Source organism: Aliinostoc maniaoense (assembly GCF_058172895.1).
In genome coordinates this window covers 5,473,207-5,494,048 of record NZ_CP187952.1, presented here as the reverse complement: position 1 = coordinate 5,494,048, position 20,842 = coordinate 5,473,207, and the positions used below count along the sequence as shown (strand labels likewise).

The 20,842-nt window shown below is 41.8% G+C and carries 22 protein-coding genes; 11 read left to right on the top strand and 11 right to left on the bottom strand.

Going from position 1 to position 20,842, the window contains the following annotated elements; genetic code table 11:
- Positions 1-765, top strand: a complete 765-nt coding sequence (locus tag ACPZ3T_RS24055) for an energy-coupling factor ABC transporter ATP-binding protein (protein WP_490271958.1) — start codon at positions 1-3, stop codon at positions 763-765.
- Positions 766-921: 156 nt separating this feature from the next.
- Positions 922-1,758, top strand: coding sequence for a Cof-type HAD-IIB family hydrolase (locus tag ACPZ3T_RS24050; RefSeq protein ID WP_490271957.1), 837 nt, complete (start codon positions 922-924; stop codon positions 1,756-1,758).
- Between the two features lie 297 nt (positions 1,759-2,055).
- Here the strand turns inward: ACPZ3T_RS24050 and ACPZ3T_RS24045 are convergent, their stop codons facing one another.
- On the bottom strand, positions 2,056-2,937 hold the full coding sequence (locus ACPZ3T_RS24045; RefSeq protein ID WP_490271956.1) for a DALR anticodon-binding domain-containing protein: 882 nt from the start codon (positions 2,935-2,937) through the stop codon (positions 2,056-2,058).
- 292 nt (positions 2,938-3,229) lie between these two features.
- On the opposite strand from ACPZ3T_RS24045, the gene ACPZ3T_RS24040 reads away from it, so the two are divergent.
- Positions 3,230-3,988, top strand: coding sequence for a Crp/Fnr family transcriptional regulator (locus tag ACPZ3T_RS24040; RefSeq protein WP_015137174.1), 759 nt, complete (start codon positions 3,230-3,232; stop codon positions 3,986-3,988).
- A 435-nt stretch (positions 3,989-4,423) separates the two neighbouring features.
- Here the strand turns inward: ACPZ3T_RS24040 and ACPZ3T_RS24035 are convergent, their stop codons facing one another.
- From ACPZ3T_RS24035 to ACPZ3T_RS24025, 3 genes are all read right to left on the bottom strand, one after another.
- A complete protein-coding gene (locus ACPZ3T_RS24035) occupies positions 4,424-5,836 on the bottom strand; it encodes an ABC transporter substrate-binding protein (protein WP_490271955.1) in 1,413 nt (470 codons plus the stop codon).
- 144 nt (positions 5,837-5,980) lie between these two features.
- Positions 5,981-7,321, bottom strand: coding sequence for a protein kinase domain-containing protein (locus ACPZ3T_RS24030; protein WP_490271954.1), 1,341 nt, complete (start codon positions 7,319-7,321; stop codon positions 5,981-5,983).
- Between the two features lie 407 nt (positions 7,322-7,728).
- Positions 7,729-8,742 (bottom strand): LysR family transcriptional regulator, encoded by a 1,014-nt coding sequence (locus ACPZ3T_RS24025; RefSeq protein WP_490271953.1) that lies wholly within the window; start codon positions 8,740-8,742, stop codon positions 7,729-7,731.
- Between the two features lie 197 nt (positions 8,743-8,939).
- Here ACPZ3T_RS24025 and ACPZ3T_RS24020 point away from each other — a divergent pair, with 197 nt between their 5' ends.
- The gene (locus ACPZ3T_RS24020; RefSeq protein ID WP_490277349.1) at positions 8,940-9,656 is read left to right on the top strand and encodes an NnrU family protein; all 717 of its coding nucleotides are present in this window, start codon (positions 8,940-8,942) and stop codon (positions 9,654-9,656) included.
- Positions 9,657-10,034: 378 nt separating this feature from the next.
- Positions 10,035-10,421 carry a thioredoxin family protein gene (locus ACPZ3T_RS24015; RefSeq protein ID WP_490277348.1) on the top strand — a complete coding sequence of 129 codons (387 nt, stop codon included), beginning with the start codon at positions 10,035-10,037 and terminating at the stop codon, positions 10,419-10,421.
- Here ACPZ3T_RS24015 and ACPZ3T_RS24010 read toward each other — a convergent pair.
- Entirely contained in the window at positions 10,376-10,693 is a 318-nt protein-coding gene (locus ACPZ3T_RS24010) for a hypothetical protein (protein WP_490271952.1), read from the bottom strand. The genes ACPZ3T_RS24015 and ACPZ3T_RS24010 overlap by 46 nt on opposite strands.
- Before the next feature lie 156 nt (positions 10,694-10,849).
- Here ACPZ3T_RS24010 and ACPZ3T_RS24005 point away from each other — a divergent pair, with 156 nt between their 5' ends.
- From ACPZ3T_RS24005 to ACPZ3T_RS23995, 3 genes are all read left to right on the top strand, one after another.
- Positions 10,850-12,940 carry an NAD(P)H-quinone oxidoreductase subunit 5 gene (locus ACPZ3T_RS24005; protein WP_490277347.1) on the top strand — a complete coding sequence of 697 codons (2,091 nt, stop codon included), beginning with the start codon at positions 10,850-10,852 and terminating at the stop codon, positions 12,938-12,940.
- A gap of 253 nt (positions 12,941-13,193) precedes the next feature.
- Positions 13,194-13,370 (top strand): DUF6888 family protein, encoded by a 177-nt coding sequence (locus tag ACPZ3T_RS24000; RefSeq protein WP_490271951.1) that lies wholly within the window; start codon positions 13,194-13,196, stop codon positions 13,368-13,370.
- A complete protein-coding gene (locus ACPZ3T_RS23995; RefSeq protein WP_490271950.1) occupies positions 13,370-13,594 on the top strand; it encodes a DUF6887 family protein in 225 nt (74 codons plus the stop codon). Before ACPZ3T_RS24000 ends, ACPZ3T_RS23995 begins: the two co-directional genes overlap by 1 nt.
- A gap of 212 nt (positions 13,595-13,806) precedes the next feature.
- Here the strand turns inward: ACPZ3T_RS23995 and ACPZ3T_RS23990 are convergent, their stop codons facing one another.
- Together ACPZ3T_RS23990 and ACPZ3T_RS23985 are read right to left on the bottom strand one after the other, a co-directional pair.
- Positions 13,807-14,133 (bottom strand): type II toxin-antitoxin system RelE family toxin, encoded by a 327-nt coding sequence (locus ACPZ3T_RS23990; RefSeq protein ID WP_490271949.1) that lies wholly within the window; start codon positions 14,131-14,133, stop codon positions 13,807-13,809.
- A gap of 4 nt (positions 14,134-14,137) precedes the next feature.
- Complete coding sequence (locus ACPZ3T_RS23985) at positions 14,138-14,395, bottom strand: hypothetical protein (protein WP_490271948.1); 258 nt, start codon at positions 14,393-14,395, stop codon at positions 14,138-14,140.
- A gap of 265 nt (positions 14,396-14,660) precedes the next feature.
- On the opposite strand from ACPZ3T_RS23985, the gene ndhD1 reads away from it, so the two are divergent.
- Positions 14,661-16,238, top strand: coding sequence for a photosynthetic/respiratory NAD(P)H-quinone oxidoreductase subunit D1 (gene ndhD1, locus ACPZ3T_RS23980; RefSeq protein ID WP_490271947.1), 1,578 nt, complete (start codon positions 14,661-14,663; stop codon positions 16,236-16,238).
- Positions 16,239-16,302: 64 nt separating this feature from the next.
- Here the strand turns inward: ndhD1 and ACPZ3T_RS23975 are convergent, their stop codons facing one another.
- Together ACPZ3T_RS23975 and ACPZ3T_RS23970 are read right to left on the bottom strand one after the other, a co-directional pair.
- A complete protein-coding gene (locus tag ACPZ3T_RS23975; RefSeq protein ID WP_490271946.1) occupies positions 16,303-16,686 on the bottom strand; it encodes a hypothetical protein in 384 nt (127 codons plus the stop codon).
- Positions 16,687-16,733: 47 nt separating this feature from the next.
- Positions 16,734-17,051: a hypothetical protein gene (locus ACPZ3T_RS23970; RefSeq protein WP_103136059.1), complete on the bottom strand. Its 318-nt coding sequence runs from the start codon at positions 17,049-17,051 to the stop codon at positions 16,734-16,736.
- Positions 17,052-17,222: 171 nt separating this feature from the next.
- Here ACPZ3T_RS23970 and ACPZ3T_RS23965 point away from each other — a divergent pair, with 171 nt between their 5' ends.
- Positions 17,223-17,942 carry a Uma2 family endonuclease gene (locus ACPZ3T_RS23965; RefSeq protein WP_490271945.1) on the top strand — a complete coding sequence of 240 codons (720 nt, stop codon included), beginning with the start codon at positions 17,223-17,225 and terminating at the stop codon, positions 17,940-17,942.
- A gap of 187 nt (positions 17,943-18,129) precedes the next feature.
- Positions 18,130-18,810 (top strand): hypothetical protein, encoded by a 681-nt coding sequence (locus ACPZ3T_RS23960; protein WP_490271944.1) that lies wholly within the window; start codon positions 18,130-18,132, stop codon positions 18,808-18,810.
- Here ACPZ3T_RS23960 and ACPZ3T_RS23955 read toward each other — a convergent pair.
- Together ACPZ3T_RS23955 and ACPZ3T_RS23950 are read right to left on the bottom strand one after the other, a co-directional pair.
- The gene (locus ACPZ3T_RS23955) at positions 18,796-19,011 is read right to left on the bottom strand and encodes a DUF433 domain-containing protein (protein ID WP_490271943.1); all 216 of its coding nucleotides are present in this window, start codon (positions 19,009-19,011) and stop codon (positions 18,796-18,798) included. The genes ACPZ3T_RS23960 and ACPZ3T_RS23955 overlap by 15 nt on opposite strands.
- Before the next feature lie 380 nt (positions 19,012-19,391).
- Positions 19,392-20,759 carry a GmrSD restriction endonuclease domain-containing protein gene (locus ACPZ3T_RS23950; RefSeq protein ID WP_490271942.1) on the bottom strand — a complete coding sequence of 456 codons (1,368 nt, stop codon included), beginning with the start codon at positions 20,757-20,759 and terminating at the stop codon, positions 19,392-19,394.
- Positions 20,760-20,842 lie beyond the last annotated feature (83 nt).

Genomic DNA, 20,842 nt, shown 5'->3' with positions numbered 1-20,842 from the left:
TTGAAATCTTTAACTTCTAACCCCCACACTTCCACCCGTCATCCCCACACTGGCATAGTTGAGGTAAAAAACTTGGTGTATGCTTATCCACACCAACAACCAGTTTTACAAGACATTTCTTTTACTTTAAATGCAGGCGATCGCGTGGCGTTAATGGGTGCAACTGGTTCTGGTAAAAGTACCTTGCTAGAAAATCTCATTGGTTTGAAACAGCCAAAATCAGGGAAAATCTTGATTAATGGTATCCCTTTAGAACCAAAAACCTTACCCCAAGTGCGGCGATACATCGGCTTTGGCTTTCAAGATGCCAACGACCAATTATTTATGCCCACTATCTTAGAAGATATTACCTTTGGGCCACGTAACTACGGTGTACCAGCAGCCATAGCTAGCGATCGCGCCCGCCAATTATTAGCAGATTTTGGTCTAGCAGCCTACGCCAACCGTTCTGCCCATGAATTATCCGGGGGACAAAGACGACTAGTAGCCCTCGCCGCAATTTTGGCACTAGAACCGACAATATTAATTTTAGATGAGCCAACTACTGGACTTGATCCCGCATGGCGACGACATTTAGCCCAAATATTATTAAACTTACCAGTGCAAGTCATATTAATTGCTTCCCATGAATTACATTGGCTAGGAAAAGTCACTCAACGCGCTTTGGTATTATCTGGTGGTCGCATCGCCATTGACGGTGAAATTCAACCACTTTTGCAAGACGGGGAAATCTTAGAACAGTTCGGTTTACCGATAGATTGGTGAGATGCTAATAAACCCGCTCCTACTAATACCAATGCAATTTTCCCCATACACCCCACCCCCGACACCCTACACCCTGTTTTTGACCATAACTAAGTACGTAGTTGAATTGTTTAGAGTCTGATACCCTCTAACTGAGAGTTCAAACCTGGGGAATTTATGCAAAGCGCACCAGCCCAAGAAATAAAGTTACTAGTTGTAGATATAGACGGCACAATTTCGGGAGAATCGAACACAATTAGTCAAACTGTCAAACAAGCGATCGCTGCCGTTCAAGCCAAAGGGATTCCAGTAGCGATCGCCACCGGGAGAATGTATCGCTCGGCTTTACGCTTTCATCAAGAGTTAAATTCTACTTTGCCACTCATGGCTTATCAAGGAGCATGGATTCAAGATCCAGCTACCCAAAAGATTCATCAACATTCACCAGTAGCTAGAGCGATTGCCGAGCAACTACTAGATTATTTTGAACAGCCAGCATTGCGATCACTCCTCTCTGTCCATTTCTACATCAATGATCAGTTATATGTGCGGGAAGTCACCCCAGAAACTCAAGCCTATGCCGCACGTTCTGGCATTACTCCCATACCTGTAGGAGATTTACGCCAAACTCTCTCCAATCAACCCACCAAGATTTTAGCCTTGTGTGACGATACATCTGTAATTCAAGACTTATTAGGAAATCTACGCCGCCAATACACCCCAGCTGAACTATACATGACAACCTCCGTTGCTACCTTCTTTGAAGCAACTAACGCTGTTGTCAATAAAGGTAATGCTGTGCGTTTCTTAGCCGAAGAAATATTAGGCTTACAAAGCCACAACGTCATGACTATTGGCGATAACTTCAATGATTTAGAAATGCTGGAGTATGCGGGGATCGGTGTAGCAATGGGAAATGCCCCAGATGGTGTGCAGGCGATCGCTAATTGGGTTGCTCCTACTGTAGAGCTTGATGGAGCAGCAACAGCGATTGAAAAATTTTTACTCACTTGAAACGGTCAAAAAACTTTAGATTAATCTAAAAACCCCCAAAATCAGAAAGAACACCGACGACTGGCCGTGTTTCGTCTCGGTGTTCTTGCTGGTTCGCTCCTCACACACCAGTTACTATAACTGAGGTCAATAAATCCGTCAATAGTTAGTTATAAAAGTTTTGATCCCCAAAGATGGGCGTATCAATTCAAAATTCAAAATTAAGGAATATTAGGGCATCGGGAATTGGGCATGGGATGTTTCTCCCTTGTCTCCCCTTGTCTCCCCTGCTCCCTGCTCCCCTGCCCCCTGCCCCCTTCACAACTCCACTGAAGCAGTAACCCCTAATTTAACTGTCAGCAACACCCTTAAAACACATTGAGTAGCCATAACTAATCCCAATCTGGCTTGAGCGAGTTCTGGTGAGTTAGTTTTCACTTCACCCCAAATCCGGCATTGACTCCAAAAACTCTCAAAAGCTTGACTTAAATCCCATGCAATTTTTTCCCAATTGACTTTGCCCCCATCCTCAGCACACTCTAATTCATCTACAGCTTTGACTAATTCCATAATTAAATGTTTCTCGGCTGGGTGATGCAGGCGTAATTGGCGATCGCTATTGAGCCAAGGTAATGCTTCTGTGACTACCAAACTTCCCAAATGGCAGCTTTCGTTACCTGCGGATAGTGGTTCTTTCAACTTTATCAATCCTTCACGACCAGCTAGTAATATCAACGAATAACAACGCGCATGGGCATATTGAATTTTAAATAAACGTGACGGATTGTGACTTTTTACTCTTTCACATTTATCTGGAAGTGATGACTTGATACCGAGGAAATTTAAACTACTGTTGGATTCCCCAATGGCGATACTTTGCAACCAAGCTGCTAGCAAACCATGTGTTAATTCGATGTGAATCCAACCTGGGGGAATTATTCCTATCAACAATGCTTCACCACAGTTATTTGATATGTGGGATGCGATCGCCCGCGCTATCTCCCCAGATCCTGAATTATGAGATTTTGCTAGCTGCAATGCCACACCAGAAATATACAAAACTCGATTGATATCTCTACCTTGATGTACAGGTATTTTGCTATTGATTATGTAATTTTTATCCCTTTGAGAAAGATAAAAGTTCAGTCCGTTCAGCAAGTAGCTGTATATTAACTCTTTAATAGCAGTATTTTTACTCACTAGTAGAATCTATGACACTGATATTTTCCTCAGAGACTTTGTCGTTGAAAACACTGGAGTAACCGTCATCAGCCTTTAGAGATAAAATTTTTCTAAACAAAGAAAAATGAGATTAGCATAAAATTTCATAAATATTAGATGAATAATATGTAAACTTTACTACCATCATTGTACAGTAAGAAGTATAACAAAATAGTAGGGCGCAAATTTGCTCTCTACTTTTTGGATGGCTGACGCTGTTAGGCGTTAGGCCTACTTCAACAAACACAAAGACACTCCTTGCACCTTATTTATGTCGTCTTTGTCTTCAGCCGAACGCTCTTTGTTACCTATGCAATCTCCATCTTCTTTTTCTGAGGCATCACGCCCTTTTCTGACTTGGCAACGTATTCTTGACTGGGCGCAGGAACACTATCGCTGCCGCACCTTTAGCAAAGATGAGCGCATTCCAGCCCGTCCTGGATTGCTGTATTTGGTGCAAAGGGGTGCGATCCGCATGGTAGGAACTGCCCAAGTAAGTGCTACTGCGAGTCAGTTAACTTCTCGACGCATCAACAGAACACCAGAAGAAGCTTTCTTAGGTTTTGTTGGCGCAGGACAGCCATTTGAAATCGTGGCGCAGTCACCATTCACGCTGCAAGCTTACGCTCACGTTGATCAAACAGCAGTGTTATGGATGTACTGGCACGATCTAGATAACTGGCCTCACTTCCGTCGTGAAGTTATGGATGCTTTCAGATACCAGCACCAGCGTAAACTTTTGTGGCTGAGTGCTTTGGGACAACGCCGTACAATTGACAGACTGCTCGGATTCCTCACTTTGTTGATTGAGGAATATGGAGAACCTGCGATGAGTGAGACAGATCCCGATGTAATTCGTGGGTATTGCCTACCTTTCCCCCTTACCCATGCCCAAATCGGTAGCGCGATTGGTTCAACTCGCGTCACTGTTACCCGCCTGATGGGTAAGCTCCGTCAACGTGGCTTAATTCTTACCCAAGGCGATAATCTGATTTGCCTGCCAGCAGAGTCGATTAATAGAGCCAGCTAAGAAAGCCTGATTCACCATCGTGAGGGCATCTACGGTGAGGAACTGCCGCTCTGTTTAGCAGATGTCGGTGCATGAACGGTCAACTTGAGTGAATTAGTTCCTACCCCCGATAAGTTAGCAGTAAGTCGCCGCCAGCATATTCACTTACTGCTCAGTCAAACCAATCTGTTTGACCACCACAAACAGATTGTGTCATCGGGCAAGTAGGGATATAAAGCTAAAAACGGAGTTATTTGAGGAGTGATACCAATTTTGGATTTTGGATTTTGGATTTTGGATTTTGGATTGCAAGCCTAGATTCATAATTTGGTATAAGTGGGGAGTGATTTAGAATCCCTAAATTCACCCCACAGACCAAGATCAACCAAAGTAGATGGCAAATTAACAACCCTATCTCTTGGTAAAAAACGAGTAATATCAACAACTATCAAGCAATTACCTAACTGGTTCAAAGTCATACCCAGTTCCAGAGCGAGAACCAGGAACTACTCTCACGAGTTGGACTGAAGCATTGCGATCGCCTGAAGGGAAAAAGCGAATTACACCAGAAGCCCCATTTGCAGAAAAATTCCGGTTTGACAGGGCTTCTTGCACACCAGAACGTGTAGGATTACGTTTGAGGGCAGCGATCAAAGCTACTGTAGCATCATAAGACAGGGCTGTCCGCCAGCTAACATCCCCCCGCCATAAATCCCGCGATCGCCGTGGAAAAGTAGATTGGGGATCGCCGTCAATATGCCAGGGAGCAGCCACTACCATGCCTTCAGCTTGAGCATTACCTTCTTCTAAAATTCTTTTAGAATAAAAGCTATCTCCTCCCAGAAGAATTAGCCTTTTATTGTTGTTTTTAACTACTTCTAAAGCTTGGCTTAAAGTGGCAGTGTTAGCGGCTAACATTAACACCTCTGCTCCTTGTTCACTAGCCCTTTGTACGCTTTGAGCCGCATTAAAATTCTTATCAGAAACATCAAATTCTTCAATTACCTCTCCACCCTGTGAAATCAGAGGGTTGAAAAAATTATCTTTTAATGACTTGCTATAGTTACTCTGAGCATTAAAAAAAACTACTGCTTTTGTTTTTTTCAAGCTATTTACCATGTAATCAGCTAAGGCTCTCCCAGCTATTAAATCACTGGGAACTGTGCGGAAAACATAGGGGCCAGATTTAGAAATTTCGACAGAAGTACTTGTGGGAGAAATGGCTACCAGTTTCCCACTATTATAAATATTGCCTGCGGCTATTGTAGTATCACTACCAAAATGTCCCACAACACCTAAAACTTGGGAATTATTGACTAAGTTATTAGCAACTTCTTGCGCTACATCTGGCTTGTTATCATCGTTTGCTATCCCAACTTTTAGAAATACGCCTTGAATTTTCTCAGCCGCATTAATTTCATTTTGAGCTTGAGCAACACCCCTTAAAATTTCTAACCCAGGATCTGGCTCATTTGGCTTGGGGTTAGGATTTATCGGTGCAGAAACAACAATGGTGTAGCTGGGAGCAGAACCAATACGAGCATTATTTAAATAAATTAATGCCTCTGGATCGTTAGGCTTGAGTCTAACAGATGATTCTAAATTATTGATAGCTTGACTATAATTGCGATTGGCGATCGCATTTATCCCTGCTTGTTTTTCAGGACTAATTTCATTAGTAATTAAAGATTTTTCACCAAAACTGATTCTGTCTGCGATGGTTAGGGTTTTGGGAGGTGTGGAAGTGGAGGGAGTGTCACTAGTATTGCCCCTTATATACTGAGTATAAACCCAACCACCTCCGCCCATAATTGCTACCGTGGTTAGCAGAGATATTACTAAAACCGTAGTTTCATTCTTTTGTGACATGAACGAGTTTTAATTGGTTAAATTATTTTGGTAATTTTACTTAGTTTATCTTTTTATACCACAATCACAGATGATAATTTTTTTAAATTTAGAGGCTGAGAACCTTTAGTTATCAAAGAAAACGGGGTTATTGTTAAACATTTGTTAAATGAACTGAGATAGTAATTTATAAATGAGACGAAATAGGGCTGTAGAAGCGATCGCCAACAAAGCCCCTGCTACTGATGTGAATACAAGTTCTAATAAATTAATTCCTGGAATAAATAGCACAACCACAAAACTAATTGCGGCAATAACTAATAAATGTAATTGTTTAATCTGCCGTTTAGTTTGAGCAAATATCAGTAACCCCAAAATTACACATACCACCAATAAAGTAATGATTGGTGATTGAGTCAGACGGAAAAGAGCGATCGCCATCAATGCGCCCTCAAACCCACTAAAACCAGCACCGCCTAATAATTCCCAGATAGAAAAATTGGAAAGAGGTTGTATCGGTGGGGTGGGGGGATTTTGTGGGACTTTTGGAGGTGTTACATACTCAGCAATAGCCGCCAATACTTCATCTGCCGATTGAAAACGCTGCTTGGCTGCTGGTAAGAGCATTTTATCTAAGATATAACCCAGATGACGATTAACATTGACTTGCTCTCGCCATATCCACTTATTACTATAAGGATCAACGAGTCTCGTCGGTTCTTGACCTGTGAGCAAGTTAAGAGTAGTGGCGGCTAAAGCATATAAGTCTGTAGATGGAAACACTTGATTTCCTGCTATTTGCTCAGGTGCTGCAAAGCCTACGGTATAAATACCTGTGGAAGAGCCAGCACCAAAGGCTGAGACAGCTGTAACTTGTTTAACTGCCCCAAAATCTAACAGAAACAGTTTGCCATCACGGCGACGCATAATATTAGAAGGTTTAATATCGCGGTGAATGATTTGTTTCTCATGAATAAATTTGAGGATTTTGAGGATTTCTTGCAGTAATTCTAAAGCTTGCTGTTCCGAAAGTTGACCATTTTGGACTAATTCTTCCTCTAAATTTTGCCCATCAATATATTCCTGTACCAAGTAAAAAAATTGGTCTTGCTGTCCAGGTTGTAAACTGGGAACAAGCATAGGAAAAAAGGCGAACAACTTGGGTATTTGATCATGTTCTTCGCCTATATAAGCCAGGACATTAGCTTCTCTTTCAAATAAATTTTCGGCTATTTCTAGTTGTTCTGGGGTGAAATTGCTGGGAGGTTGAAACAGTTTGACTACACAGGGACGCATCCCTGGGAATCGACGGTCATGGGCGAGAAAGGCTGAACCAAACCCTCCCCTTCCGAGTAATTTTACGGGTACATATCGACCGTCTAGCATCAACGGCATACCGCAGCTAGTACAGTATTTTTGTGGTGTAGTCCTAATTGTCGTATCGTCTAAGTCGGGACAATAATTTTCTGGCCGTGGACACGCTGGACGAGTACAGTAGACTTGCATTGTATTTTTGTGTTGACGTACTCCCCAAGACAATCACAACATTGCTGATGCTAGTTTTGATCAAAATGGGGGGATTGTTCCCTGTTACTGGTAGTCAAAAGAAGGTAGGAGGCAGGAGGAGGAAAAGCTACCCACAAGGGAAAGCCAGTTGTGTGGTGAGGTAGTGTGCAGAACAGGGGGTTTCCTCCATGAGTGACTGCCGTGCATGGTTTCCCGACTTGAGAGAACCTGGCGTTGGGGCTTGAACCTTTCCCGAAAAAATGTTAATTGCCCACTCATAGGCGGGGCTTGAACCCAACAAGCATTGTTCTTCCCTTCTGCCCTCTGCCCTCTGCCCTCTGCCCTCTGCCCTCTGCCTTTCTTCGTCAAGGTTATTTATTCTACAACCAACAATCAATAATTCCAGATTAACTTTCGTTATCGGCAGTTGGTAAGACAGCTTCTAAGGGAGTGACCATGAGTTTTCTTTGTGACAAGTCCAAAATATTCTGATGCCATTCAGGGGTAGCAAACTGGGGTAATATTTCTTGACTGAAAGCTTCTGCGGCTTTGGATCTATAGCGATTAGGGTTAAAGATTAACCATAGTGTCCTTTTAACAACAACACCATCAATGGGGGTGCGCTGGAGTACACCCATCTGTAATTCTTTAGCGATCGCACTAGTGGATACAAACGCAGCACCTAAACCAGACTGTACAGCATTTTTAATGGCTTCAATCGAATTTAGTTCCATTTCTACTTTAAATCTCCTCGTATCCAGTTCGCAGCGAGTTAGCACCTGATCGATGACTTTGCGAATAGTTGATTGGGAGTCTAAGCTAATGAATTGCAGTTTATATAAGTCTTCTTTTTGAATCGATTCTTGTTTGGCAAAGGGATGGAACACAGGTAGAATTAGTGCCAACTCATCTTCAGCGTAGGGGATCATTTCTAATGATTCCGCTAGTTCTGCGGGGACTTCACCGCCAATAATTGCCAAATCTACCTGTCCATTGGCTACACTCCAAGCGGTGCGGCGGGTTGAGTGGACGTGTAATTGAACTGCGACATCGGGATATTTTTGGCGAAACATTCCGATCATTTTTGGTAATAGATAAGTCCCAGTAGTTTGAGAAGCACCAACGATTAAAGTACCACCTTGGAGATTTTGTAAATCCTCAATTGCCCTGCAAGTTTCTTGACATAAACTGAGAATTTTTTCCCCGTAGCTCAATAGTAGATGCCCTGCTTCGGTTAATTGGGCGCGCCGTCCCCCACGGTCAAATAGAGGGACATCCAACTGTCTCTCTAGGTTCTGGACTTGCAAACTCACAGCAGGTTGGGAGACATAAAGACTATCAGCAGCGCGCTTGAAGCTCCCTTCTACAGCGATCGCTTTGAGAATACGTAACTGATCTAAAGTGAATGGAAGGTCAGACATAAGGCTCAACCCACAAACGTTGAAAGGAGCAACTTTGGTAATCAATCATGATAGACACAATTGATTACATTTGGAATTTAGAGGCTTGACTTGAAAAGGACAGTACCACAACATTTTGATGCAAGTCCCCTGTTGAATACTTTGTGGTATTGGTTGTATAGAGTTAACTTTTCTTTAAATTACTTTACCTGTTTATGATGATGGTCAATCCTGGGTTAGCTCCGAGTCATTTGGTGATGCTGGGGTTATTGTTAATTTTTGCGATCGCCCACAGTGGGGGGGCTGCTTTGCGGCCTTGGGCAGAAAAGCGTATCGGGCCAAGGCTTTATCGCATTATTTTCGCATTAATTAGTCTACCGTTGGCTGTCATAGTCATTACTTACTTTTTTAATCATCGTTATGATGGCTGGCAACTTTGGCAGGTACAGGGTTTACCAGGTGTAAAAGCGACAGTTTGGGTATTGTCAGCGATTTCATTTTTATTTTTGTATCCTGCTACCTTCAATCTACTAGAAATTGCTGCTATTCAAAAGCCCCAAGTCCATCTCTATGAGACGGGGATTATCAGGATTACCCGTCACCCGCAGATGGTGGGGCAAATAATTTGGTGTATCGCTCATACTTTATGGTTGGGTACTAGCTTTACCCTAGTGACATCCCTGGGCTTAGTATTGCATCATTTATTTGGGGTATGGCATGGCGATCGCCGTTTACACCACCGCTATGGTGAAGCCTTTGAAACTGTCAAACAGCGTACCTCTATCCTGCCCTTTGTAGCAGTTATTGATGGTCGTCAATCTCTAAAATGGCAGGAATTTATTCGTCCTGCTTATTTAGGTGTTGCGATTTTCGTAGGCATACTTTGGTGGGCGCATCCCTTGTTAATTATGGCCACTAGTAGGGTAAGTTGGTAGTTTTAGCTGATCCCCAATTTGCCAAAAAATAGTAACCTAGAAAAAAAATCCCCTGATCAATTGCTACCAAATCAATGTAGGATGAATTGAAATAGCTGTTAGTCAGGGTGCAGTCATTGGTTTTGATGTTCGTGTATGGGTAAGTCAGTCAGGAATCAAGTTTGTTTGGGAGTATACATCACACCACTCAAAACACCCTTTTGCCAAGAAGTTGCCAAGACTTGAATAAGCAAATTTTTCTCGTTAAAATCGTGCTGACTTTTGCGTCAAAAACAACAACAATTTTGAAAAATAGCTGCTAAGAAGCGTTGACTAGCTTGCTAACTTCTTCTGCTGATAGCTAGTTTGATAATAAAAACCTATAATTCTAGAGGCATCATGGTGTTGTCGGTTAGTGAGCGGACATTTACTCAAGAAGTTTTAGAATCTTCAGTTCCTGTTTTAGTCAATTTTGAAGCACCTTGGTGTGGATTATGTCGCATTATCCACCCCTTACTGCTGCAATTTCAAGTTCAATGTGGAGATCAGATTAAGTTAGTTGGGGTTAACGCTGATGAAAATTTCAAGCTATCTAACACCTATCGCCTCAAGTCGCTGCCAACCTTACTGCTAATTGAAAATGGCATGATTCGGCATCGTCTAGAAGGTTTTCGTGGTAGAGACGACCTCCGTCTAGCTTTAGAGGACATTAAACTCAACTACATTAACCGTCCCACCGCTTACACTAGCTCTAAAACATCAGACTTAGAATTGTATTTAGCATAATTTGGGTATTGGGTATTGGGCATGGGGCATTGGGCATGGGGCATTGGGTATTGGGGAATAGCACGCTTGTTAAGCTGAAACCTTGTCAGGGCAGGGTGTGGGAGGTGTGGGAGGTGTGGGAGGTGTGGGAGGATGGGGAAGAAGGAGAAGAAATCTTTCCCCCCACACTCCCCACACTCCCCTCTCTCCCCACACTCCCCCTGCTCCCTTGCTCCCTGCCCCCTGCCTCCAGTCCCCAATCCCCAATCCCCAATCCCGAAATCTAAAACCATGCTTAACGACCCTGCTCAAAAGTGTTCGAGTGGGGTATTTTATCATCTAGGGTGTGTGTCACAATTGTTAACAGTTCGACATGGATAGTTGCTGGCGGCAAGAACTGTACAGTAAAGTCCAAAGTTAGTCAAAAATCCTAAAAGTACGCGTCAGTGATGGAAGTAATCTATCAATACGCCTGGCTGATTCCTGTGTTGCCACTTTTGGGGGCAATGCTAGTTGGTCTAGGCTTAATTTCGTTCAATCAGACGACAAACCGCCTGCGTCAGCTAAATGCTGTGTTGATCATTTCCCTGATGGGCGCGGCGATGGGTATGTCTATCGCTCTCCTTTGGAGTCAACTACAAGGACACGCAACCTATCTCCGTACCCTGGAATGGGCAGCAGCAGGTAATTTCCACCTGAGCATGGGCTACACTATCGACAATCTCACAGCCCTGATGCTGGTGATTGTGACAACGGTAGCCTTGCTAGTCATGATCTACACTGATGGCTACATGGCTCATGACCCAGGATATGTGAGGTTTTACTCATACCTGAGCTTGTTCGGCTCTTCAATGTTGGGTTTAGTAGTCAGCCCTAACTTAGTCCAGATTTATATTTTCTGGGAACTAGTGGGGATGTGTTCCTACTTGCTGGTGGGCTTTTGGTACGATCGCAAATCAGCAGCAGATGCTTGTCAAAAGGCATTTGTCACCAACCGTGTAGGAGACTTCGGTTTACTACTGGGCATTCTGGGCTTGTTTTGGGCTACAGGCAGCTTCGATTTCAATATTATGGGCGATCGCCTAGCAGCACTGGTAGAAACAGGCTCATTGAGCAATTTCCTGGCAGTTCTGTTTGCAATTCTAGTCTTCCTCGGCCCTGTCGCTAAGTCCGCCCAATTTCCGCTCCACGTCTGGCTACCGGACGCGATGGAAGGCCCCACTCCCATTTCTGCTTTAATTCACGCCGCCACAATGGTGGCAGCCGGGGTATTCCTGATTGCCCGGATGTATCCTGTATTTGAACACGTCCCAGCCGCCATGAATGTAATTGCCTTTACAGGGGCATTTACAGCATTTTTGGGGGCTACTATTGCTATTACCCAAAACGACATCAAAAAGGGTTTGGCTTACTCCACCGTCTCCCAATTAGGCTACATGGTGATGGCGATGGGGGTAGGTGCTTACACAGCTGGTTTATTCCACCTGATGACCCACGCCTATTTCAAGGCGATGCTGTTCCTCGGTTCTGGTTCAGTGATTCACGGGATGGAAGGGGTAGTTGGTCATGACCCAGTTTTAGCCCAGGATATGCGCTTAATGGGCGGACTGAGGAAATATATGCCGGCTACCGGACTCACCTTTTTGATTGGTTGTTTGGCAATTTCTGGGATTCCTCCCTTTGCTGGTTTCTGGTCAAAAGACGAAATTCTCGGTGCAGCCTACGCCGCTAACCCTCTGCTGTGGTTTATCGGCTGGATGACTGCTGGGATTACTGCTTTTTATATGTTTAGAATGTATTTCTCGACATTTGAAGGTAAATTCCGAGGAAATGACGCGAAAATCAAAGACAAGCTCAAAAAAGCAGCATCAACTGTTCTGGAGATGGAATCAGCCGCACCCGCCGTTAATTTTGGCCCTGGGGCAATGAAAAAAGGCGAATTAGCCGCCACAGATGGTCATCATGATAGTCATGGTCATCACAGTGATTCACCCCATGAATCGCCGTGGACAATGACCTTACCATTGTTAGTGTTGGCTGTGCCTTCAATGGTGATTGGTTTAGTAGGTACACCCTACAACAATTACTTTGAGCGGTTCATTTTCTCACCTAATGAAAGCTTGGCGGAAATTATCGAAAAAGCCGCCGAGTTTGACCCCCATGAGTTTTACATCATGGCAGGTGGTTCAGTTGGTATTTCCTTAATTGGGATTACCTTGGCTTCTTTGATGTACTTGCAGCGTAAGATTGATCCAGCTGCGATCGCTGCTAAAATCAAGCCACTCTACGAACTCTCCCTCAACAAGTGGTATTTCGATGACATTTACCACCGTGTTTTTGTCCTAGGTTTACGTCGCCTAGCTAGACAAGTCATGGAAGTAGACTTCCGCGTTGTTGATGGTGCAGTTAACCTCACAGGCTTTTTCACCCTCGTCAGTGGTGAAGGTCTCAAATACCTAGAGAATGGTCGCGCTCAATTTTACGCCCTCATCATATTTGGGGCAGTTTTGGGTTTAGTTATTTTCTTCGGTGTCACCTGATTTTTATAGGGGTGGACACGCGTCTGCCCCTAAGTTTTTTCTGAGTCTAATTAAGACTCCTTTTTTTTTGGTTGCTAGTTCAGTAAATTTAACTAAGTACCTAAACAAAATTAATTACACATATTGTTTTTCTGTAACCTGTTCCCTCTCTCCACGAATGAATTTAATTTTACGCAACTACTTATACAGAATTGATTCTAGTGTTCTAGAAGGCAAATGCTAAAATCAAAAGCGTGTGGAGTGAGCGACTTAAATGCCTACTGATGCTCAACTAAGAGGTTTATATCGTTTTAGTTATTGGCTAACGTATATTCTGTTTCAGCCTATACATCTTGTCTGTATTGATGAGCGAACAAATAATCTGTATGTTTTGGCTGGAAATACTGAAAATCTAGAGTTCCAGATTACACCAAATGGAGAGGTGTTCTGATGAGTCAAGTTAACTATGCTGCTATGTCAGATCAAGAGTTAAGACAACACTTTCTCAGACATCGTGAGGATAAGGCAGCTCTTCGAGCTTATTTAGATAGACTCGGCGATCGCCCACGCAACATTATTACAACTGTAGATGATCCTGACTTTGATAGTAAGATTTATGCAGCTGTTTTACAACAAATGCAAGCAGCAGATGATAACGGTGAGGCGGGAGTTTAACAGTGAATAGGTAAATGATCAAGAAAAAATACATTTACTGGCAAGATGATGTTTACTTAAGAACTGGTATTAATAAAGCTTTTACATAGGAAGCGATCGCCACATTCTTTATATAATTGCTTGGTCAGGCTGCTAGCGATCGCATTCTCTATTAATCAGCTTGCAGAAATAGGTTGTATCTTTACTCTGGCAGTGCGATCGCCCATTCGTAGTTAGATTTTGTTAATTGCATCTTCAATTTCTTCTAAGCTGACATCTGCCTGATCAGATTTTGCATAAATGAGTAGAAGTAAAACTAACTCAGGTGAGACAACTTGATAAATAACTCGATATCCACCACTTTTGCCTGTAGGGATATCAGTATTTCTGGCTCGAACTTTAAAAACAGTTAAGTCTATCCCCGAAATTTGATCACCACTAAAATTTCCAACCTGTAATTCCTCGATAATAGGTTGAATATCGGTTTGAATTTGGCGATAGCGTTTAGCCAGAGTTTTAAGACGACGTTTGAACGGGATTGTAAACCTAACTTCTACCATAAATCTAAGCTGTGATATCGTCCCACAGTTCTGACACTGGGAAGGTTTCTCCTGCTGCTGCTTGCCGTAAAGATTCTTGCAAATCGGCTAATATTTGTGTTTTTGGCTCTTGTTGATCAATCACTGCTAAACCACTGACTGGATCAGAATTTACTGAACTCATGATCTCTTGCCAAAGTTCTATCGGGATGATTACATCTGTGGTTTTTCCCTCTGCATTGGTTACATAACGAATCTGACTGGAATTTTTTTGATTCATCATGATTTGGTTCTCTTGTAAAGCTTTTTATCCCAGGGTGCTGTTTTCGACACAACCAAATAGTATGGTGTATCTTAGCAATGCCTGGACTGCGCTATACCATCGCATCGTTAAGATTTAAGTTTAACGGCTAGACTCCCAAGCGACAAATGAGGGGTTGCTGATTTGATTAAATCAAACTAACAATAAATGCCAAATCGTCAAAAAGCTGTTAGTTAATAACTAGTGGCTTTTTGGCAACCATGATTTTGATAGCAGACAAATTGTAATGAATACAGCTAATTTTCCGTGGCTGACGACGATTATCTTGTTACCGATCGCAGCGTCGCTACTGATCCCCATTATCCCAGATAAAGACGGCAAAACCGTGCGCTGGTACTCCCTGATTGTCGGGTTGATAGACTTTGCGCTGATTGTCTACGCTTTTTATACTGGCTACGACTTCTCTAACCCCGATTTACAACTGGTGGAGAGTTATGCCTGGGTTCCCCAGTTAGATTTGAATTGGTCAGTCGGGGCTGATGGCTTGTCTATGCCCCTAATTATTTTGACTGGATTCATTACCACCTTGGCAACTTTAGCAGCCTGGCCTGTGACCCTCAAGCCTAAGCTATTTTACTTTTTACTGTTGGCGATGTACGGCGGACAAATCGCTGTATTCGCTGTGCAGGATATGCTGCTGTTTTTCCTGGTGTGGGAACTGGAATTGATTCCCGTTTACCTGCTGCTGGCGATTTGGGGCGGTAAAAAGCGTCAGTATGCAGCCACCAAGTTTATTTTGTACACCGCAGGCGGTTCGCTGTTTATTTTGGTGGCAGCGTTGACAATGGCCTTTTATGGCGATACAGTCACCTTTGATATGCGATCGCTCGGCCTCAAAGATTACGCCCTCAATTTCCAATTGTTACTTTACGGTGGCTTCCTGATTGCTTACGCTGTCAAATTGCCCATCATTCCCCTGCATACTTGGCTACCAGATGCCCACGGTGAAGCTACAGCCCCCGTGCATATGTTATTGGCTGGGATTCTGCTGAAAATGGGTGGTTACGCCCTAATTCGCATGAATGCCCAGATGCTACCTGATGCCCATGCGTACTTTGCCCCAGCTTTGGTAATTTTGGGGGTAGTTAACATCATCTATGCAGCCTTAACGTCTTTTGCCCAGCGCAACCTCAAACGCAAAATTGCTTACTCCTCAATTTCGCACATGGGGTTTGTAATTATCGGGTTTGCCTCTTTTACCGATTTAGGGTTAAGTGGCGCAGTCTTGCAAATGGTATCCCACGGCTTAATCGGGGCGAGTTTATTCTTCCTCGTGGGTGCAACCTATGACCGGACACATACCCTGATGTTAGATGAAATGGGTGGTGTTGGTAAGCGGATGCAAAAGATTTTCGCTATGTTCACCGCTTGTTCAATGGCTTCCTTAGCATTGCCAGGGATGAGTGGTTTCGTAGCAGAGTTAATGGTATTCGTCGGCTTTGCTACCAGTGACGCTTATAGCTCTACTTTTAAAGTCATCGTCGTATTTTTGATGGCGGTTGGGGTGATTTTAACTCCGATTTATCTGCTATCAATGTTGCGCGAAATTTTCTACGGACAGGAAAACGAAGAATTAGTTTCTCATCAAGCTTTGATTGATGCTGAACCCCGTGAAGTGTTTATCATTGCTTGTTTGTTAGTGCCAATTATTGGGATTGGTTTCTATCCTAAATTACTGACTCAGATGTACGACGCTACAACTGTACAACTGACAGCGAGGTTGCGTGATTCTGTTCCTACGTTAGCGAATCAACAACCAGAAACAGCAGAAGTTTCTTTGAATGCACCAGCAATCGGTAATTAATTGGGATTTGTGAGCATTGTGAGACTATAGAACCCCGCTTTCTTGAGGAAGGTGGGGTTCTCTGCTAATTAGATAAACTGGGAAAAAATAATTTGATGACTCCGGCTGTCAAGGCTAAAACAAAGCCAACCACTACAGAACGATTGATAAACTCTTGGGTGTCTAACCGCTTACCGATTCCTTTCACCTCTGTGTCTAAAGCTTTAATATCTCCCTTGAGTTCGGCTTCTAAAGCCTTAATATCTCCTTTAAGTTCCGTTTCTAGAGATTTAATATTTCCCTTAAGTTCCGTTTCTAGAGATTTAATATCTCCCTTGAGTTCAGCTTCTAGCTTGACTTGCCCGATTTTAATTTCTGTAACATCTTTTTGTAGGGTATCTAGCTTCTGATTGATTTGTCCTAAGATTTCCTCTAATGAATAAGTGATGTTAATAGGGGTTTGACTCATCAGTTACACTCCTAATCAAAAGTATGAAATTGGCTCGATGGCAATAACTAATTAGATAAACTGGGAAAAAATAATTTGATGACTCCGGCTGTCAAGGCTAAGACAAAGCCAACCACTACAGAACGATTGATAAACTCTTGGGTATCTAACCGCTTACCGATTCCTTTCACCTCCATGTCTAAGGCCTTAATTTCTCCCTTGAGTTCCGCTTCTAAAGCCTTAATGTCTCCCTTAAGTTCCGCTTCCATTTTGGCTTGCCCGATTTTAATTTCTGTAACGTCTTTTTGTAAGGTATCTAGCTTCTGATTGATTTGTCCTAAGATTTCCTCTAATGAATAAGTGATGTTAACAGGGGTTTGACTCATCAGTTACACTCCTATTAAGAAAATATAAATCTTTTCCATGTACCCTTAAATTTATTATCCTTTGATAGTGCCTGGTATCTCAAGAGAACACACGATTTATCTTTAGTTACTGACACTTATTCTCTCTTGATACATTTCTCTATCTAAAACTAGAGTCAGAGAAAAACTCTCATGTTAAACTACAACTCGTTACACTGTTTACCATCTTCCGAAGAGCTACCGAACTCCGAGGACACGCCTGTGGATAATGAAATACAAGAATTAATTCCAAGTTTACTAAAAGCGACACTGGCTTTAGTTTGGTTAGACCGATGGGATTGGTACTTTGGTGTAAATATGGGTATTTATTATGACCCAAAAAAGCCAGCGATCGTCCCTGATGGTTTCTTAAGTGTCGGAGTTAAACGTTTTGTTGATGGGGATTTACGCCTGAGCTATGTGCTGTGGGAAGAAGAAAATCCGCCAATGTTAGCTATAGAAGTAGCCTCGCCCAAACATTTAGGGGAATACAGTACCAAAAAAGACATTTATGCTGAAATGGGAGTTTTGTATTACGTTGTTTACAATCCTTTCCGTCGCAAAAAGCCGCCTTTGGAAGTGTATCGTCTAGAGGATGGGGAGTATTTCTTGCTTTCAGGAAATCCTATTTGGTTGCCTGAAATTGGTTTAGGAATTGGTAAGGAAAGAGGTCTTTATCAAGGAATAGCAAGAGAATGGTTGTATTGGTATGATGAGCAGAAACGCAGATTGCTGACTCCAGAAGAACGGTTTATGGATGCGGAAGCACGGTTAGGTATAGAAGAACAACTGCGTTTGGAAGCAGAATATAGAGTGCAGAAGTTGGAAGGCAGATTAAAGGCTTTGGGTTATGAGCCGGAAACTATAGTTTGAGTTTAATCTGCTTGAATGCCTCACTTCTAGGCTGAGATTTTGGCTGGGAGTGGGGTTTTATTTTTTAACGCAGAGGGGCGCGGAGGGAAGCGCAAAGGGGCGCGGAGGGTTTTAAGTGTTAATTAGCTTGATGGTTGGGGAACTATATCTATTAAGGAGATTCTAGACTGAAATTATTAGGCTATTTATGGATGTTAAATTAGGGTTCGGCTCTATCCCCAAGGCTCAGTATGTTTTTGTGAGTAAGGAAAGTGATCACTGTTGGTATATGCTCTCGGATGATACTAAACCAATTCCGATTTATGATAGGGCTTTGACAGGATTGATTACAGGCATTGAATGTAATAAGAAAGTGGAGACATCACACGGTGAATCTGGAAAAACTGATGTGCATATTTTGGCGGATAAGCCTTATATAGTTCGCTCAGGTAGTGAATCTTATTTTTCTAAAAGTTTGTTACTTTCTCTGGATGCGTTAACACATGAACAGTTGTGTCATCCTCTGACAATCGCAGTTAGTCCTGGTGATAAAACAATTGTCTTTTGTACTATCTATAATCCAGTAACTTATCGTGCTGTAGGTGTTAGCTGGGATGGACATAAGGAAATAGATTGGCAAGCTCTAGGACAGAAAGTTAGTCTGAAAGTTAACAATATTCAGAATTATAATCAAGAGTTAATTTCGCCTGAGAATCGTGCAGGTTTTATTGCTGAAACTGATAATTATTTATCACAATTAAATTGGAGTCCAGAGCAGGGAAGGGAGTTTTTACAGCAAAAATATGGCAAGCGATCGCGCTATCATCTGTCTGAAACAGAAATGCTAGATTTTATCGACTATCTCAAGCTACAGTTAACCCATAGCTAAAAAAAATTGGCTATATCTAATGCAAGCTAAAATATCTTCTGGCGTTAAATAAGGAAAATCATCAAGTATTTCTTCGTAGGTCATACCAGCAGCAAGATAAGATAGCACATCATACACAGTTATTCGCATTCCCCGAATACAAGGTTTACCGCCTCTTTTTCCTGGTTCAATGGTAATAATATTGTGATAATTTACAGCCATAATCACAAACTAGCGTTAAAAATTTGTTGTGCAGTTAAATTAAAACCAGCGATCGCTTGACACCGAACTTAGGCGATCGCTCCCAATACGAATGATGCTGTCTTATAAGGTCAGAGCTAAAACTACTCGATTAAGTCTAAAAAATAAAAATGTTTAGACCTGCTTAAGAAACGAAGACAAGATTTTATAGAGTTATTTGGATTGAGAATTTACAAATCACGCCTGATGTGAATTAGAAACGCCCTTATCCCACAAAGGTTTCAAGACTCGCTCAAAACCACAGTTTTGTAAATATCTACGGAATTACAAGCATTTCAAGACTTAATTCACATTGAACGTAAATCCCAATCTAAGTAAGACTATTCACCATAGGTCGATTATTACAATCGACCTCCTCGATATCGATTACAGTAACGATGAGTAAGACGCGCATTTTCTGGTATGGTTTTACCACCTCGCCAGTAGTGCTGTATGTGGTCAACTTCAGCATCATCAATATCATGAATATGCTGACCACAAATTTGACAAGTTGGATCTTGAGTGAATAGTTCTTGCTTTAACTTGCGAGAGAAAGTGCGTGTTCCTTTAGGATTATCATTAACCAATGAGTCTAATCTCTTCCGCCATGCTTCAGCCCGGTACTTAACTGCTTCTGGTTTATCAGTGGTACTAGTAATATATTCAACAAATTTAATATCATGGGTCATTACGTCTAAAAATTCTTCTCGAACTCTATCTGCGATTGGTATTATTTGATTTTTGTCAAAATAGCTGAAAGTGTACAATATTGTATCCCAAAGAGCAATGTTAAGTTTATTTTTTTCCCAATAACCATTTGGATTGTCTTTTTTACCACCAAGATTAAACCTGCGAAATGCTTGATTACCGAAAACAGTAAAAGACATTTCAATAGATTTTTCAAAAACCTGACGCATTTTAGCTATTTCTTTTTCGTTAATATTGCGATGCTTTTCCATTTCCTGATTAAAAAATCTTTTTTTTGATCCTGTGTACTTTAAATGAGTGTTGCGCCACATTGCAAAAAATCTCAAAATCATTTCTCTATCTTTCATTCGCGGATGAGGTTCATTAGAACCCATTATTTTTAATAAATACTTATTTTTAGAGAGTTCACATAGTAAATCGTTATAATTTCCTCTATAAATACAATTACGTAATTCTTGTTCATTGAGTTTTTCTGCACCTAGATTAAGCCGCTCGAACATTTCAAATTTTACGTCTGGGTCTGAATCTTTTTCAATGATAATTATGCGGACATCATAATTTAATATTTTATCTTGTAAATCCTGGGATAAATCTTTGAAAGATTTACGATTCAGTTCCTTCATAACTTGTAAACTTGATAGTTTAAAGTCTTGCTCATCGATTTTTCCATCAATAAATGAACAAATTGTTGTTAATCTTTGCTGTCCATCAACAACAGAAAACAGATTGTCATTTTCTTCTGCAATGTAAATAGTCGGAATTGGTATGTCAAGGAGTAAGGATTCAATCAATCGACTGGCTTTGGTTTTATTCCAAACGTAATAACGTTGATAATCTGGTCTAAGATTGAGCTTACCCCGTTTGACCCATCCATTCAGAGTTTCTATAGGTACATCTTTCTTACCAGTTTTGACACGTCTTCGCTCTGGAGGAATATCAAGGGGAGTATCATCTTCCAATTCATCAATAACGGTTTCCTCCAGATTTTCAATTTCCAAAGTATTTTGTGGTTTTTCTGGCATATCTTAATTACTGAATTACATGAGTGTTTCAAATTAAACACTACTTTAGCAAGAAAATTGAGCTTAACAATGTATTGCATTGC

Excerpts from the sequence above, each read along its gene's own strand:
- ndhD1 (WP_490271947.1), top strand. The coding sequence starts at position 14,661 with ATGAATACAGCTAATTTTCCGTGGCTGACGACGATTATCTTGTTACCG.
- ACPZ3T_RS24010 (WP_490271952.1), bottom strand. The coding sequence starts at position 10,693 with ATGGTTTTAGATTTCGGGATTGGGGATTGGGGATTGGGGACTGGAGGC.
- ACPZ3T_RS23990 (WP_490271949.1), bottom strand. The coding sequence starts at position 14,133 with ATGGTAGAAGTTAGGTTTACAATCCCGTTCAAACGTCGTCTTAAAACT.
- ACPZ3T_RS24015 (WP_490277348.1), top strand. The coding sequence starts at position 10,035 with ATGGTGTTGTCGGTTAGTGAGCGGACATTTACTCAAGAAGTTTTAGAA.
- ACPZ3T_RS24050 (WP_490271957.1), top strand. The coding sequence starts at position 922 with ATGCAAAGCGCACCAGCCCAAGAAATAAAGTTACTAGTTGTAGATATA.
- ACPZ3T_RS24040 (WP_015137174.1), top strand. The coding sequence starts at position 3,230 with ATGTCGTCTTTGTCTTCAGCCGAACGCTCTTTGTTACCTATGCAATCT.
- ACPZ3T_RS24000 (WP_490271951.1), top strand. The coding sequence starts at position 13,194 with ATGCCTACTGATGCTCAACTAAGAGGTTTATATCGTTTTAGTTATTGG.
- ACPZ3T_RS23995 (WP_490271950.1), top strand. The coding sequence starts at position 13,370 with ATGAGTCAAGTTAACTATGCTGCTATGTCAGATCAAGAGTTAAGACAA.
- ACPZ3T_RS23970 (WP_103136059.1), bottom strand. The coding sequence starts at position 17,051 with ATGAGTCAAACCCCTGTTAACATCACTTATTCATTAGAGGAAATCTTA.
- ACPZ3T_RS23975 (WP_490271946.1), bottom strand. The coding sequence starts at position 16,686 with ATGAGTCAAACCCCTATTAACATCACTTATTCATTAGAGGAAATCTTA.
- ACPZ3T_RS24005 (WP_490277347.1), top strand. The coding sequence starts at position 10,850 with ATGGAAGTAATCTATCAATACGCCTGGCTGATTCCTGTGTTGCCACTT.
- ACPZ3T_RS24030 (WP_490271954.1), bottom strand. The coding sequence starts at position 7,321 with ATGCAAGTCTACTGTACTCGTCCAGCGTGTCCACGGCCAGAAAATTAT.
- ACPZ3T_RS23965 (WP_490271945.1), top strand. The coding sequence starts at position 17,223 with ATGTTAAACTACAACTCGTTACACTGTTTACCATCTTCCGAAGAGCTA.
- ACPZ3T_RS23985 (WP_490271948.1), bottom strand. The coding sequence starts at position 14,395 with ATGATGAATCAAAAAAATTCCAGTCAGATTCGTTATGTAACCAATGCA.
- ACPZ3T_RS24035 (WP_490271955.1), bottom strand. The coding sequence starts at position 5,836 with ATGTCACAAAAGAATGAAACTACGGTTTTAGTAATATCTCTGCTAACC.
- ACPZ3T_RS23950 (WP_490271942.1), bottom strand. The coding sequence starts at position 20,759 with ATGCCAGAAAAACCACAAAATACTTTGGAAATTGAAAATCTGGAGGAA.
- ACPZ3T_RS23960 (WP_490271944.1), top strand. The coding sequence starts at position 18,130 with ATGGATGTTAAATTAGGGTTCGGCTCTATCCCCAAGGCTCAGTATGTT.
- ACPZ3T_RS24025 (WP_490271953.1), bottom strand. The coding sequence starts at position 8,742 with ATGTCTGACCTTCCATTCACTTTAGATCAGTTACGTATTCTCAAAGCG.
- ACPZ3T_RS24020 (WP_490277349.1), top strand. The coding sequence starts at position 8,940 with ATGATGGTCAATCCTGGGTTAGCTCCGAGTCATTTGGTGATGCTGGGG.
- ACPZ3T_RS23955 (WP_490271943.1), bottom strand. The coding sequence starts at position 19,011 with ATGGCTGTAAATTATCACAATATTATTACCATTGAACCAGGAAAAAGA.